The organism is Streptomyces sp. NPDC051684 (assembly GCF_044453445.1).
In the GTDB taxonomy this organism is placed as follows: Bacteria; Actinomycetota; Actinomycetes; order Streptomycetales; family Streptomycetaceae; genus Streptomyces.
The window spans coordinates 1-14,498 of sequence record NZ_JBITCS010000061.1 but is presented as its reverse complement, the minus strand read 5'-3'; the positions used below and the strand labels follow the sequence as shown (position 1 = coordinate 14,498).

The following is a 14,498-nucleotide window of genomic DNA, read 5'->3' as shown; positions in this document are numbered from 1 at the left end:
TTTCGCCACCCGATACCGGGATTCCGGGAGGCGCACGTGTTCGTCCAGCAACTGGAGCCCGTAGGCGGCTCGCTCGGCCTGTCCGCCCTCGTCGCGGCCCTGCCGCTCGTGACCGTCCTCGTCCTGCTCGGCGCAGTGCGCATGAAGGCGCACCGGGCGGGCCTGATCGGTCTCGCCGTGGCAGCCGCCGTCGGCTGGCTCGCGTACGACATGCCCCTCGGGCAGACCGTCTCCAGCGCCGCCCAGGGCGCGGTCTTCGGGCTCTTCCCCATCATGTGGATCGTCGTCAACGCCCTGTGGGTGTACCGGATGACGGTGCGCACCCGGCACTTCGACATCCTGCGCCGCTCCTTCGGGCGGCTCTCCGACGACCCGCGCATCCAGGCGCTCGTCGTCGCGTTCTGCTTCGGCGCGCTCCTGGAGGCCCTCGCCGGATTCGGGGCGCCGGTCGCCATCTGCTCGGTGATGCTGGTCGCGCTCGGCTTCGATCCCGTGAAGGCCGCGGTCGTCGCGCTCGTCGCCAACACGGCGCCCGTCGCCTTCGGCGCCATGGGCACACCGGTCGTGACGCTGGCTCAGGTGACGGGCCTTCCGCTGGACGCCGTCGCCTCCGTGGTGGGCCGTCAGACGCCGCTGCTCGCCCTCGTGGTGCCGCTCGTGCTCGTCGGCCTGGTGGACGGCAAGCGGGGCCTGCGCGAGACCTGGGTGCCCGCCCTCGCGTGCGGATTCGCCTTCGCCGTCGCCCAGTTCGTGGCCTCCAACTACGTGTCCGCCCAACTCGCCGACATCGGCGCCGCCCTGGTGGGCGCGGGCGCCCTCGTCGCGGTGCCGCACGCGCGCAGGCCGGCCGCCGAGCCCGTACGCGCCGCCGTCCTGACCGGCGTACGCAGTGAGGACCTGGACGAGGAGGACGCGCGGCCCGAGGTGCTGCGCGCCTACGCGCCGTACGCGCTCATCGTCGTGATCTTCTCGCTGGCGCAGATCCCCGCCATCAAGGACCTGCTCGCCAAGGCCAATTGGGTCTTCGACTGGCCCTTCCTGAACGTCGCCGATCCGAGCGGCAAGCCGGTGGGCGGCAACATCTTCACGCTGCCGATCGTCTCCACCGGCGGCACGCTCGTCCTGATCGCGGGCCTGTTCACCGCGGTCGTCATCGGCGTGCACGCGCGCGACGCGGTGCGCGAATGGTTCGCCACCGTGCACGAACTGCGGTTCGCGATCCTGACGGTGACGAGTGTGCTCGCCCTCGCCTACGTGATGAACCTGTCCGGCCAGGCCGCCACCATTGGGCACTTCGTGGCGGCGGCGGGCGCCGGACTCGCCTTCCTGTCGCCGGTCCTCGGCTGGTTCGGCGTCGCCGTCTCCGGATCGGACACCTCGGCCAACGCCCTCTTCGGCGCCCTCCAGGTGACGGCCGCCCAGCAGTCGGGCCTCTCGCCGGAACTCCTCGCCGCGGCGAACAGTTCCGGCGGCGTCCTCGGCAAGATGATCTCGCCGCAGAACCTGACGATCGCCTGCGCGGCGGTCGGCCTCGCGGGCCGGGAGGGCGACCTGCTGCGCAAGGTGCTGCCGTGGAGCGCGGGGCTGCTGCTGGTGATGTGCCTGATCGTGTGGGGGCAGAGCACGGCCGTGCTGTCGTGGATGCTGCCGTGAGAACGGGTGGCAGCTGTTGGCATCGGTTGGTGCTGCTGTGACCAGTGAGGATGCGGGCGGGCGGGTTCCCCGGGAGGAATGAGGGGTTCACGATCCGTTGTCGGTGCGGCCAGGTACTTTGTGGGTCCGTGCAGGACTCCAGGAGGGCTGGGCAGACCGTGGCTGGTGCTGATCTGTCGCAGATCGTGAAGGCGTACGACGTGCGTGGGGTGGTCCCGGACCAGTGGGACGAGGAGCTCGCCGCGCTGTTCGGTGCCGCGTTCGTGCGGGTGACCGGCGCCGACGCGATCGTCGTGGGTCATGACATGCGGCCCTCGTCGCCCGGTCTGACGGGGGCGTTCGCGCGCGGGGCCGCCGCCCTCGGTGCGGACGTCACCGAGATCGGCCTGTGCTCGACGGACCAGCTGTACTACGCCTCGGGTGCGCTCGACCTGCCCGGCGCGATGTTCACGGCCTCGCACAACCCGGCGCAGTACAACGGCATCAAGATGTGCCGGGCGGGCGCGGCGCCGGTCGGGCAGGACACGGGCCTCGCGGAGATCCGCCGCCTCGCCGAGGAGTGGAGCGTCTCGGGCGCCCCGGAGCCGGCTGCCACGCCCGGCACCGTCACGCGGCGGGACACGCTGCGTGACTACGCGGCGCATCTGCGCGGACTGGTCGACCTGACGGCGATCCGCCCGCTGAAGGTCGTCGTGGACGCAGGCAACGGGATGGGTGGGCACACGGTGCCGACTGTCCTCGACGGCCTGCCGCTGGACGTCGTGCCGATGTACTTCGAGCTGGACGGCACGTTCCCGAACCACGAGGCGAACCCGCTGGACCCGGCGAACATCGTGGACCTCCAGGCACGCGTGCGTGCCGAGGGCGCCGACCTCGGCCTCGCCTTCGACGGCGACGCGGACCGCTGCTTCGTGGTGGACGAGAACGGCGACCCGGTGTCCCCGTCCGCGATCACGGCCCTGGTCGCCGCCCGCGAACTCGCGCGCAACGGCGGCTCGGGCACGGTCATCCACAACCTGATCACCTCCTGGACCGTTCCGGAGGTCGTGAAGGAGAACGGCGGCACGCCCGTGCGCACGCGCGTGGGCCACTCCTTCATCAAGCAGGAGATGGCGACCACCGGCGCGATCTTCGGCGGCGAGCACTCCGCGCACTACTACTTCCGCGACTTCTGGAACGCCGACACGGGCATGCTGGCGGCGCTCCACGTCCTCGCGGCCCTCGGCGGCCAGGACGGCCCGCTCTCCGCCCTGGTCTCCGCCTACGACCGCTACGCGGCCTCCGGCGAGATCAACTCCACCGTCGCCGACCAGACCGGCCGCCTCGCCGCGGTCAAGGCGGCGTACGTGGGCCGCGAGGGCATCACGACGGACGAGCTCGACGGCCTGACGGTCACGGCGACCGACTGGTGGTTCAACGTCCGCCCGTCCAACACGGAGCCGCTGCTGCGCCTGAACGCGGAGGCGAGAGACACGCCGACGATGGAGAAGACCAGGGACGAGGTCCTGGCGATCATCCGGGGCTAACTGCTTGGCGTGCGGCCGGGCAGGCCCATTGAGCCCCTCCGGCGATTGAGGAGCGGGGGCCGGGGCAGAGCCCCGAGGCGTCACCCCCGGGTGGGCCTGGGCAGTCGTGCCCCGTCGGCAGGACGGGTAGCGGCGCCCGGTGCCGCGCACCGCTCACGACGGCCCCGGCCACGACACGGCCCCCGGCCCCCGCCGGTAGGCTGGTGACCAGCGCCGTACCCGGGCCGGCCACCCGGCCACCGCACGCGGTGCAGCGCACCCGAACCTCACACCCCCCGGAGGGAACCATGCCGCTCGAAGCCGGCCTCCTGGAGATCCTCGCCTGCCCGGCCTGCCACGCCCCGCTCAAGGAGGCCGACGCCGAGCTGATCTGCACCGGCAAGGAGTGCGGCCTGGCCTACCCGGTCCGCGACGGCATCCCCGTCCTCCTGATCGACGAGGCGCGCCGCCCCGCGTAACCCCCGAAAAGCAGCCGCCCGCAGGAGGCCCGACGCCATGTTCGACGAAACGCTCCTGGACGACCCGGACGAGCTGGCCAGGGCCGACCGCCGCGGCCTGCTGCGCGGCGCCGCCGAGGCCGGCGCCCGCGTCCGCACGGCGGCCCGGCATGCGGCCGAGGCCGGCATCGCCGAGCTGAAGCCCGACGGCCGCCCCCGCGCCGTCCTGATCGCGGGCCCCGGCACCGCCGCCGCGGGCGTCGCCGACTTCGTGGGGCGCCTGGCGGGCGCCGCCTGCCCGGTCGTCCGCCTGCGCCCCACCGGCGTGGCCCCCGCGCCGGGCGCGCTGCGTTGGGAGCTGCCGGGCTGGGCGGGCTCGGTCGACCTCCTCCTGATCGCCACCCCGGACGGCACGGAGCCGAGCCTCTCGCTCCTCGTCGAACAGGCGTACCGGCGCGGCGTCACGGCCGTCGCGGTCTGCCCCTCCGGCGCCCCGCTGACCGAGTCGGTCGCCCGGGCGCACGGCCTCCTCGTACCGATGGCCACCGCCCCGTACGAGCAGGACGAACCCGCGGCCGCCTCCGCGCCGGGCGCACTCTGGGCACTGCTCACGCCCCTCCTCGCGCTGCTCGACCGCACGGGCCTGCTCACGGCCGAGCCCGACACCCTCGAAAAGGTCGCCGACCGCCTCGACCAGGTCGCCGAGCGCTGCGGCCCGGCCATCGCCACGTACAGCAACCCGGCCAAGACGCTCGCCGCCGAGCTCGCCGAGGCGCTCCCGCTGATCTGGACCGAGGGCGCCGCCGCGGGCCCGGCCGGCCGCCGCTTCGCCGCCGCCCTCGCCGAGCTCGCCGGTCGCGCCGCCCTCGCCGCGGACCTGCCCGAGGCGATGGCCGCCCACGGCGCGCTCCTCACCGGCGACCTGGCCGCGGGCGCCGACCCCGACGACTTCTTCCGCGACCGCGTCGAGGAGGTCCAGATGATGCGCGCCCGCGTCGTCCTGCTCCGCGACCGCCCCGCGGGCGGCCTCACCGCCGCGCCCGCCGCCCGCGAACTCGCGCTCTCGCACGACACCGCCATCAGCGAGCTGGAACCGGAGGAGGGCAGCGACCTGGAGACCCTCGCGGAGCTGATCGCCGTCACGGATTTCGCCGCCGTTTACCTGGGCCTCGCCTCGCGGGCCTGACCCGGACCGACCCTTTCCCCGGCCGGCCGACGGCGCCCGGCCGCCCCGCCCTGGACCGCGTACCGAAAGAACCCCTCATGGACCGCCTCACCAACACCGTCCGCCCCTACGCCTGGGGCTCCACCACCGCCATCCCGCAGCTCATCGGCGCGGAGCCGACCGGCGAACCGCAGGCGGAGATGTGGATGGGCGCGCACCCCGGCGCCCCCTCGCGCACCGAGCGCGGCCCGCTGAACGAGGTCGTCGACGCGCACCCGGCCGACGAACTGGGCACCGCCGCCGTCGACAAGTTCGGCCCCCGTCTCCCCTTCCTCCTCAAGCTGCTCGCCGCGGGCGCACCCCTCTCCCTCCAGGTGCACCCCAACCTCCAGCAGGCGAAGGAGGGTTACGAGGACGAGGAGCAGCGGGGCGTCCCGATCGACGCCCCGCACCGCAACTACAAGGACGCCAACCACAAGCCCGAACTGATCTGCGCCCTCACGCCGTTCGACGGCCTGTGCGGCTTCCGCGCCCCCGAGGAAGCGGCGAAGCTCCTCGAAGGGCTCGGCGTCGACAGCCTCAAGCCGTACGCCGACCTGCTGCGCGCCCACCCCGAAGAGGCGGCGCTGCGCGAGGTCCTGACGGCCGTACTGACCGCGGACCCAGCCGAGATGGAGCACACGGTCGCCGAGGCCACGGCCGCCGCCCAGCGCATCGGCGGGGCCTACGAGCCGTACGCGGGCATCGCCCACCACTACCCCGGCGACCCGGGCGTCATCGCGGCCATGCTGCTCAACTACGTCCAACTGCAGCCCGGCGAGGCCCTCTTCCTCGGCGCCGGCGTCCCGCACGCCTACCTCGACGGCCTCGGCGTCGAGATCATGGCCAACTCGGACAACGTGCTGCGCTGCGGACTCACCCCCAAGCACGTCGACGTGCCCGAGCTGCTCCGCATCGTCCGCTTCGAGGCCACCGACCCCGGCGTGCTGCGTCCCGAGGCCTCGCCGAACGGCGAAGAGGTCTACGACACCCCCATCGACGAGTTCCGCCTCTCGCGCTTCGTGCTGCCCGAGAGCGGCGCCGGCCACGACCTGACGGCCGCGACGCCGCAGATCCTGCTGTGCACGGCGGGCACCGTCCGGGCCGGCGAGCTGGCCCTCGCACCCGGCGAGTCGGCCTTCGTCCCGGCGGGCGAAAAGGTCGATGTGTCCGGTTTCGGCACGCTTTTCCGGGCGACCGTTGTGGCCTGAGAGGCATGCGAGGCGTCCCGTGCTGCAACAATGACCCACCGCGCACGGGACGTAATACGTAGAACCTCGAAGGGACATCAGGAACGACATGAGTGCTTCAGGCGGAGCCAAGGCGATCGTCGCGGCGCTGGCCGCCAACCTAGCGATCGCGGTAGCGAAATTCGTGGCGTTCCTCTTCAGTGGCTCCTCGTCGATGCTCGCCGAGTCGGTCCACTCGTTCGCCGACTCCGGCAACCAGTTCCTGCTGCTGCTCGGCGGCAAGAAGGCGCAGCGCGAGGCGACTCCGCAACACCCCTTCGGGTACGGACGCGAGCGCTACATCTACGCCTTCCTGGTCTCGATCGTGCTCTTCTCGGTCGGCGGCATGTTCGCCGTGTACGAGGGCTACGAGAAGATCAGCCACCCGCACGATCTGGAGCACTGGTACTGGCCGGTCGGCGTGCTCGTCTTCGCGATCATCGCCGAGGGCTTCTCGTTCCGTACCGCCATCAAGGAGTCCAACGCGCTGCGCGGCAAGCTCTCCTGGGGCCAGTTCATCAAGCGCGCCAAGGCGCCCGAGCTGCCCGTCGTGCTCCTGGAGGACTTCGGCGCGCTCATCGGTCTCGTCCTCGCGCTCGGCGGCGTCGGCCTCACCCTCGCCACCGGCGACGCCGTCTGGGACGGCATCGGCACGCTCTGCATCGGCATCCTGCTGATCGCCATCGCGATCGTCCTCGCCCTGGAGACCAAGTCGCTGCTGCTCGGCGAGGCCGCCGGCGCCGACGAGGTCGCGAAGATCGAGAAGGCCGTCGTCGACGGCGAGACCGTCACCGGCCTGATCCACATGCGCACGCTCCACCTCGGCCCCGAGGAACTCCTCGTCGCCGCGAAGATCTCCGTGCAGCACGACGACACGGCCGCCGAGGTCGCCCGCGCCATAGACGATGCCGAGGCCCGCATCCGCGCCGCCGTCCCGATCGCCCGAGTGATCTACCTCGAGCCCGACATCTACAGCGAGGCCGAGGCCGCGAAGGGCTCCGACCCGGAGGCCCGCCCGGGCGGCCCGACGCCGAGCCCGGAGCACTGACCTCCTCCCGTACGCACGTGGGGGCCCGCCGGACTTTCCGGCGGGCCCCCACGTGCGTACGGGGCTGCTTCCGCTCCGTGGACGGGGCCGGCGAGTACGCACCCGCCGGCCCCGTCCACGTAACGTCGATCCGGCTACTGGACCTCCGCCAGCACCTCGAGGATCGCGGCGTCGTCCGGAGCCGCCTGCAGCCGCGCCCGGAAGTCCGTGTCCATCAGCTTCCGCGACAGCAGCGCCAGAATCCGCAGGTGCTCGTCGCCCGCCGCGGCCTCCGGCACCGAGATCATGAAGACCAGCCTGGCCTTCGTGCCGTCGAGCGAACCCCACTCGATGCCGTCGGCGGACCGCGCGAAGCAGACGACCGGGGCGGTCACCGCGTCCGTCTTGGCGTGCGGGATGGCGATCTCCTCGCCGAGCCCGGTCGTGCCCTGCTCCTCGCGCCGCAGCGCGGTCCGCACGAGCTCCTCCACGTCGGCGACCTTGCCGGTGGCGGCGGCGAGACCCGCCAGCTCGCGGATGGCCGCCTCCTTGTCCTGGGCGTCCAGCTGCACCTTCACCGTCCGGTCGGTGAGGTAGCCGGAGAGCACCTCGGGCTCGTCGGCGGAGCTTTCGGCCTCGGCCCCGCCTACCGCCGTGGAGGACGCCGTGGCCGCCTGGAGCGAGGCGCCCGCGGATGCGGAGGTGACGGTCGCCGTCGCGTGCGCCTCGGGAGCGCTCTCGGCGGCGACGGCCGGGGTGGCACCGGCCAGGGCGGGCTCGCGGGACGCGGCGGAGTTGGCCGCGGCCTGCTTGGCGGCGGCACGGCGGTTGCTGACGCCGATGAGCGCGTTCGTGACCACGGCGGTGACCACCGTGCCCGCGACGATCGCGATGAAGAACCAGGCGAGGCCGCTGATCGCGCCGAACACCGCGACGATCGGACCACCGTGCGGCACGGAGTCCTCGACCCCGGCGAGACCCGCGATCGCACCGGCGACCGCGCCGCCCAGCATGTTCGCCGGGATGACCTGCGCCGGACGCGCGGCCGCGAACGGGATGGCGCCTTCCGAGATGCCGAAACAGCCCATGAACAGCGCCGCGATACCGGCTTCCTGTTCCTGCTGCGTATAGAGCTTGCGGCGGATCATCGTGGCCAGGCCCTGGCCGAGCGGCATCACCGGGATGGCGGCCGCGGCCATGCCCATGACGGCGTTGTTCGTCCCGATCAGACCGACGGCGAACAGGAACGCGGTCTTGTTGACCGGCCCGCCCATGTCGAACGCGATCATCAGGCCGATGAGCGCGCCGAGCAGCACCGCGCTCGACCCGGTCATCCCGCCGAGGAAGTCGGTGAGGTGCGTGAACACCCAGGAGATCGGGCCGCCGAGGATGTAGATGAAGGCGAGGCCGACGGCCAGCGTGGACGCGATGGGCACCACGATGATCGGCATGATCGGCTGGATGGCCTTCGGAACCTTGATCTTCCGGATCGCGAGGACGAGATAGCCCGCGAGGAAACCGGTCACGATGGCGCCGAGGAAGCCGGCGTTGGCGTCGGAGCCGTAGATGCTGGCGTCGGCGGCGAGGAAGCCGCCGATCATGCCCGGCACGAGTGCGGGCCGGTCACCGAGCGCGAAGGCGATGTAGCCGGAGAAGATCGGCAGCATCAGCTTGAAGCCGAGCGTGCCGAGCGCGTTGACGTTGAACCAGAACGTGTCCTTGGGGATCTGGATGCCGTCGGGCGTCGCGTGACCGCCGATCGCCAGCGAGACGGCGATCAGCAGACCGCCGACGACGACGAACGGGATCATGAAGCTGACGCCGTTCATCAGCGCCTTGTACGCCGCGCTGCGCTCCTTGCCGCCGGCCGCTGCGGCCTCTTGCTCCGCACCGCCCTCGGATCCGGCCACAGGGGCGTTCTGCACCCGCTCGAGCAGCTGCTCGGGGTGGCTGATGCCCTCCGACACGCCGACCGACAGCACTCGCTTCCCGGCGAACCGGGCGCGGTCGACGTCCTTGTCGGCGGCGATGATGATGCCGTCGGCGTGCCTGACATCGTTGTCGGTGAGGACGTTCTCGGCCCCGATGGACCCTTGCGTCTCCACCTTCATGTCGATGCCTGCGGCGTCCGCTGCCTGCTGCAGCTTCTCTGCCGCCATGTAGGTATGCGCGATGCCGGTCGGACATGCGGTCACCGCGAGCAGCTTCAACTTCTTCTGCTGCTCGACGGCCCCTCCGCCCGCGTGGGGGTCGGCCGGACTGGTCACGTGGCTCTCCTTCAAGCGTTCCGTGCAAGAGCGCGCAAATCTTTGCGGCTGTCTCGTCATGGTGCAACACATACGCACAGGACCGACAGTTCGAAGGTCCCGGATCGGGTAGTCCGTGGTCACGCGTCCCCGCTTTCGCCCCGGTCCGCCCTCCGACGCGGGCCCACCCGGAACTCGCGCGACCGGATCGAGAGGCGGGGTGGGTTCGGCTGGGCCGATCGGTGTAGCTTTGTACCGAGCCAGACGTCGCTGCTGATGGCGGTCGGGCGGCCCGTACGCCGGGTCGACCGAGGGAGAGAGGGCCTCCGACGGACTGCGCTGCGAACGATCAGGGGACACTTGTGTCCCAGGACGCCGCAGGTCAGCCATGCGCGCACCACCCGTATCGCGGGCAGGCGCCTCAGCCCACCTCGACCGACTGCAACAGCACCGAGGAGCAGCTCACTTATGACTTCTGTCGCCAACCGACAGGACCAGGACTTCAAGGTCGCCGACCTCTCCCTCGCCGCCTTCGGCCGCAAGGAGATCACCCTCGCCGAGCACGAGATGCCCGGCCTGATGGCGATCCGCAAGGAGTACGCCGACGCCCAGCCGCTCGCCGGCGCCCGCGTCACCGGCTCCCTCCACATGACGGTCCAGACCGCCGTCCTCATCGAGACCCTCGTCGCCCTCGGCGCCGAGGTCCGCTGGGCCTCCTGCAACATCTTCTCCACGCAGGACCACGCCGCCGCGGCCATCGCCGTCGGCCCGAACGGCACGCCGGACAACCCCCAGGGCATCCCGGTCTTCGCCTGGAAGGGCGAGACCCTCGAGGAGTACTGGTGGTGCACGGAGCAGGCCCTGACCTGGCCGAACACGCCCACCGGCGGCCCGAACATGATCCTCGACGACGGCGGTGACGCCACCCTCCTCGTCCACAAGGGCGTCGAGTACGAGAAGGACGGCAAGGTCCCCTCGGTCGACACCGCCGAGTCCGACGAGCACCGCGTCATCCTCCAGCTCCTGAACCGCACGATCTCGAACGGTTCGCAGAAGTGGACCCAGCTCTCCTCCGAGATCCGCGGCGTCACCGAGGAGACCACGACCGGCGTCCACCGCCTGTACGAGATGCAGCGCGACGGCGTCCTCCTGTTCCCGGCGATCAACGTGAACGACGCCGTGACCAAGTCGAAGTTCGACAACAAGTACGGCTGCCGCCACTCGCTCGTCGACGGCATCAACCGCGCCACGGACGTCCTCATCGGCGGCAAGACCGCCCTCGTCTGCGGCTACGGCGACGTGGGCAAGGGCTGCGCGGAGTCGCTGCGCGGCCAGGGCGCCCGCGTGATCGTCACCGAGGTCGACCCGATCTGCGCTCTGCAGGCGGCGATGGACGGCTTCCAGGTCACGACGCTCGACGAGGTCATCGACAAGGTCGACATCTTCGTCACGACGACCGGCAACAAGGACATCATCATGGCCTCGGACATGGCCAAGATGAAGCACCAGGCCATCGTCGGGAACATCGGCCACTTCGACAACGAGATCGACATGGCCGGCCTGGCGAAGATCGACGGCATCGTCAAGGACGAGGTCAAGCCGCAGGTCCACACCTGGACGTTCCCCGACGGCAAGGTCCTCATCGTGCTCTCCGAGGGCCGCCTGCTGAACCTGGGCAACGCGACGGGCCACCCGTCCTTCGTGATGTCCAACTCGTTCGCGGACCAGACGCTGGCCCAGATCGAGCTCTTCACCAAGCAGTCCGAGTACCCGACCGGCGTGTACGTGCTGCCCAAGCACCTGGACGAGAAGGTCGCCCGCCTCCACCTGGACTCGCTCGGCGTGAAGCTGACGACGCTCCGCCCGGAGCAGGCCTCGTACATCGGCGTCGAGGTCGAGGGCCCGTACAAGCCGGACCACTACCGCTACTGAGCACGCGCCCGCCGAGCAGCCGACTCCCGAGTCGTCGGCCCGGCACCGCGCACCAGCCGCCCGTCGGCTGACCGCTTCGCAGGACAGGCCCCCGCACCCCCGTGTCGGGGGCCTGTCCCGTGTCCGCCCACACCGCTGGCTACGGTGGACACGCCCTTCGACGCCCGCCCGCCTCGTACGCGACGGCGGACGTCACCAGGCCAGACAGAGGACCCCACGAACGCCATGCCCCGCGGCCGTTATTCGCTCCACGATCTGCACGATCACACCCCCCTCGGCGAAGAACACTTCCAGTGCGCGCCCGGCCCCTCCGGCTGGCGCTATGTAGCGCAACGGACCACCCCCTCCGGCGACCACGCCGGCTCGATCGACCTCGCCCTCGACGAACTCGGCCGCCCCATCCGCCTCGAACTGAACGCGGCGAGCTGGCAGGTGAGAGGTGCCGCCATTGACGGCGTCACATGGGTCCGCACCGACCCCACGGGCACTCACGCCACCGAAGGAAACGCCCCCGCGCACGCGTTCACGGGCACATCCCCCGCGTTCCTCATCGCCACCGCACGTCTGCTCGGTCTCACCCCCGCTTCCCCTCCGACCCGCGTCCGCCTCGTCGCCCTGACGGACCCCGTCCTCGCTCCACGCACTTTGGACCAGTCCTGGACCCTGCTGAACAGCGAAGCACACGCCACTGACAGCGGGCCTCTGACCGTGGACGAATACCAGGTCACAGCCCTGGACACGGGGGAGCAGCAGGCGGTCCACATCAGCGGCGACGTGGTCCTCGCGGCCCCCGGCATCGAGCTGGAGGACCTGGAGAACCCGCCGTCGGCGTTCCGCTGACGCCGCCCCGACTCAGGCCGGCGGAACGAACCCGGTGGCCGGCCCGTCCGAACTCCCGGATCCGGCCGGGCGGTTGTCGGCCGGACCGGACGAAGGAGCGGGAGCCGGGGAAACGGGAGGAGCGGGCGGAACCGTGGGCGGCACGGGCCGCGCGGCCTCCGGATATCCGCCGTACGGCCCGGGAGCCGCACCGGCCACGGGCGAAGCCGCCCGACCACCTGCTGCGGCGTTCGCCCCGAACGCCCGCTGGGCCTCCCGCGACTGCCGCTCGTGCGTCACGGCCGCCAGGAACGCGGCGGGCGGAATGTCACTCGGCACCGGCGCCCCCGTGTGCGCGGCGAGCTCACCCGCGAGCCGCTCGGCCATCCCCCAGCCCACCTGCGGATCCAACTGCCCCATCCGCGTCAGGTACTGCCGCGCCGCGAGCCACAGCCCCTCCGGCACGGCCGACAGATCCAGCTCGGCGAACCTCCCCACCAGCCATGGCGGGGGAGGCGGCACGAACGCCAACTGCCCCGTCGGCACCCTCTCCCGTACGACGAGGGTCCCGGCGAACACGTCCCCGACCCGCCGGCCCCGCGCGGACACCAGGGAAGCGATGCATGCCACGACGCCGAACGTCATGATGATCTCCACGACCCCGACGGCTCCCCGCACCAACGCATGCCGGAACCGGATCGGCCCGCCGTCGTCCCGCACGACGCGCAGCCCGCACACGAGCTTCCCCAGCGACCGTCCATGGCTCAGCGTCTCCACGGCGATCGGGATCCCGACCAGCACCAACAGAAACGTCGCCACCGCGACGGCCGCGACCGCGGCGTCGTCGAGCGAGGCGGTTGCAGCCGCGAACGCCATGGTCACCGCGATATAGACGGCGAACGTCACCGCCAGGTCGATGAGCACGGCAAGCGCCCGACTCGGCAACTTCGCGGGCCGCAGCTCCAGCGCCACCGCCTCACCCGTCACCAGCTCACTCACGCCGGCCACCCACCCTTCAACGAGCTGCCCCAGGAACCGCCAGTCTGCCAAGCTGAAGGACCATCGCGCCGTACAGGTGCCGGAAAGCGAGGAGCAGCAGACCGGATGGACCTCGACGTCTTCGTGTCCGCCCACCGGGCCGAGTGGGACCGACTGGACGCCCTGCTGCGCCGCCGACGCCGCCTCACCGGCACCGAGGCGGACGAACTGGTGACCCTCTACCAGCGCACCGCCACCCATCTCTCGCTCATCCAGTCGAGCGCACCGGACCCCCGGGTGATCGGCCGCCTCACCCAACTCGTGGCACGCGCGCGTAGTGCGGTGACAGGCACCCGCCGCGCCTCGTGGCGCGACGTGACGCGGTTCCTGACCCACGGTTTCCCGGCGGCGGTCTACAGGGCGCGCCATTGGTGGGTGCCCACCGCACTGCTCTCGACCGCGATAGCCGCCCTGATCGGCTGGTGGATCGGCACTCACCCCGACATCCAGGCCTCCATCGCGGCCCCCTCCGAGCTCCGCGAGATGACCCGCCCCGGCGGCCAGTACGAGACGTACTACTCGAGCCACCCGGCTGCGTCGTTCGCCGCCCAGGTCTGGACTAACAACGCCCAGGCCGCGGCCATGTGCCTCGTTCTGGGCGTCTTCCTGGGCCTTCCGGTCCTGTGGATCCTCTTCCAGAACATGCTCAACGTAGGTGTGGGCATCGGCCTCATGGCCTCCGTCGGCCGCCTCGACACCTTCCTGGGCCTGATCCTCCCGCACGGCCTGCTGGAACTGACCGCGGTCTTCGTAGCCGCCGGAACAGGCCTCCGCCTCGGATGGACGGTGATCGATCCGGGCCCCCGTTCGCGCAGAACGGCCCTGGCCGAAGAGGCCCGCGCGGCCCTGGGCATGGCCATCGGACTGGCCCTTGTCCTCCTCATCTCCGGCGCCATCGAAGGCTTCGTCACCCCCTCCGGCCTGCCGACCTGGGCCCGCATCGGCATCGGCATCGCGGCAGAGCTGGCCTTCCTGGCATACGTCTATGTCCTCGGCGGCAGAGCGGCACGTGAGGGGGAGACAGGCGATGTGCACGCGGACGAGCGCAGCGCGCTCCTGCCCACGGCCGCTTGATGTGCGAGCGCCCCGCTGACCTGCTAGTCTCCTCTTCGCCCCGGAAAGACCGTTGACACGGACAGACTGGGGAGGTAGATTCGAACAGTTGCCCCGAACTCGACAGGTTCGATTGCAACGGCTAGTATCTAGCCCGCTTCGCGAAATTCAATTCTTCGAGAAGCCCCTCCCGATTAATCGGAAACCCTGAGCCGGTAAGTCCGGCCCAAAACTTCTGGTAAAGTCGGAACCGCCGAAAGGCAAAGGCCCTCCAACGGCCACCGGAAATGAAATCCGAACCGGAGACGGAACGGAAAACGGATCTGGTAGGGTT

General features: G+C 71.2%; 11 protein-coding genes. 9 read left to right on the top strand and 2 right to left on the bottom strand.

What is annotated here, in order from left to right; translation table 11 throughout:
* Nucleotides 1-36: 36 nt before the first annotated feature.
* The 6 genes from ACIA8D_RS39550 to ACIA8D_RS39525 all read left to right on the top strand — a co-directional run bounded on the left by ACIA8D_RS39550 (nt 37) and on the right by ACIA8D_RS39525 (nt 7,097).
* Nucleotides 37-1,653, top strand: a complete 1,617-nt coding sequence (locus ACIA8D_RS39550) for an L-lactate permease (protein ID WP_399239957.1) — start codon at nt 37-39, stop codon at nt 1,651-1,653.
* A gap of 158 nt (nt 1,654-1,811) precedes the next feature.
* Nucleotides 1,812-3,179: a phosphomannomutase/phosphoglucomutase gene (locus ACIA8D_RS39545; protein WP_399239955.1), complete on the top strand. Its 1,368-nt coding sequence runs from the start codon at nt 1,812-1,814 to the stop codon at nt 3,177-3,179.
* 287 nt (nt 3,180-3,466) lie between these two features.
* Nucleotides 3,467-3,637 carry a Trm112 family protein gene (locus ACIA8D_RS39540; protein ID WP_399239953.1) on the top strand — a complete coding sequence of 57 codons (171 nt, stop codon included), beginning with the start codon at nt 3,467-3,469 and terminating at the stop codon, nt 3,635-3,637.
* Nucleotides 3,638-3,674: 37 nt separating this feature from the next.
* On the top strand, nt 3,675-4,802 hold the full coding sequence (locus tag ACIA8D_RS39535) for an SIS domain-containing protein (RefSeq protein ID WP_399239951.1): 1,128 nt from the start codon (nt 3,675-3,677) through the stop codon (nt 4,800-4,802).
* Between the two features lie 77 nt (nt 4,803-4,879).
* Nucleotides 4,880-6,031 (top strand): mannose-6-phosphate isomerase, class I, encoded by a 1,152-nt coding sequence (gene manA / locus ACIA8D_RS39530; protein WP_399239949.1) that lies wholly within the window; start codon nt 4,880-4,882, stop codon nt 6,029-6,031.
* Between the two features lie 88 nt (nt 6,032-6,119).
* Entirely contained in the window at nt 6,120-7,097 is a 978-nt protein-coding gene (locus tag ACIA8D_RS39525) for a cation diffusion facilitator family transporter (RefSeq protein WP_399239947.1), read from the top strand.
* A 134-nt stretch (nt 7,098-7,231) separates the two neighbouring features.
* On the opposite strand, the gene ACIA8D_RS39520 is transcribed toward ACIA8D_RS39525, so the two are convergent.
* Nucleotides 7,232-9,343 (bottom strand): fructose-specific PTS transporter subunit EIIC, encoded by a 2,112-nt coding sequence (locus tag ACIA8D_RS39520; protein ID WP_399239945.1) that lies wholly within the window; start codon nt 9,341-9,343, stop codon nt 7,232-7,234.
* A gap of 447 nt (nt 9,344-9,790) precedes the next feature.
* Between ACIA8D_RS39520 and ahcY the strand changes: the two genes are divergently transcribed.
* The gene (gene ahcY, locus ACIA8D_RS39515; protein ID WP_399239943.1) at nt 9,791-11,254 is read left to right on the top strand and encodes an adenosylhomocysteinase; all 1,464 of its coding nucleotides are present in this window, start codon (nt 9,791-9,793) and stop codon (nt 11,252-11,254) included.
* A gap of 225 nt (nt 11,255-11,479) precedes the next feature.
* Nucleotides 11,480-12,094 (top strand): hypothetical protein, encoded by a 615-nt coding sequence (locus ACIA8D_RS39510; RefSeq protein ID WP_399239941.1) that lies wholly within the window; start codon nt 11,480-11,482, stop codon nt 12,092-12,094.
* Nucleotides 12,095-12,106: 12 nt separating this feature from the next.
* Here ACIA8D_RS39510 and ACIA8D_RS39505 read toward each other — a convergent pair whose 3' ends face one another.
* On the bottom strand, nt 12,107-13,072 hold the full coding sequence (locus ACIA8D_RS39505) for an RDD family protein (RefSeq protein WP_399239939.1): 966 nt from the start codon (nt 13,070-13,072) through the stop codon (nt 12,107-12,109).
* A 105-nt stretch (nt 13,073-13,177) separates the two neighbouring features.
* Between ACIA8D_RS39505 and ACIA8D_RS39500 the strand changes: the two genes are divergently transcribed.
* Entirely contained in the window at nt 13,178-14,185 is a 1,008-nt protein-coding gene (locus ACIA8D_RS39500) for a stage II sporulation protein M (RefSeq protein ID WP_399239937.1), read from the top strand.
* Nucleotides 14,186-14,498: the final 313 nt, after the last annotated feature.

What these genes read in the sequence shown, in the direction of transcription:
- ACIA8D_RS39540 (WP_399239953.1), top strand. Translation starts at nt 3,467, where the DNA reads ATGCCGCTCGAAGCCGGCCTCCTGGAGATCCTCGCCTGCCCGGCCTGC.
- ACIA8D_RS39535 (WP_399239951.1), top strand. Translation starts at nt 3,675, where the DNA reads ATGTTCGACGAAACGCTCCTGGACGACCCGGACGAGCTGGCCAGGGCC.
- manA (WP_399239949.1), top strand. Translation starts at nt 4,880, where the DNA reads ATGGACCGCCTCACCAACACCGTCCGCCCCTACGCCTGGGGCTCCACC.
- ACIA8D_RS39525 (WP_399239947.1), top strand. Translation starts at nt 6,120, where the DNA reads ATGAGTGCTTCAGGCGGAGCCAAGGCGATCGTCGCGGCGCTGGCCGCC.
- ahcY (WP_399239943.1), top strand. Translation starts at nt 9,791, where the DNA reads ATGACTTCTGTCGCCAACCGACAGGACCAGGACTTCAAGGTCGCCGAC.
- ACIA8D_RS39510 (WP_399239941.1), top strand. Translation starts at nt 11,480, where the DNA reads ATGCCCCGCGGCCGTTATTCGCTCCACGATCTGCACGATCACACCCCC.
- ACIA8D_RS39500 (WP_399239937.1), top strand. Translation starts at nt 13,178, where the DNA reads ATGGACCTCGACGTCTTCGTGTCCGCCCACCGGGCCGAGTGGGACCGA.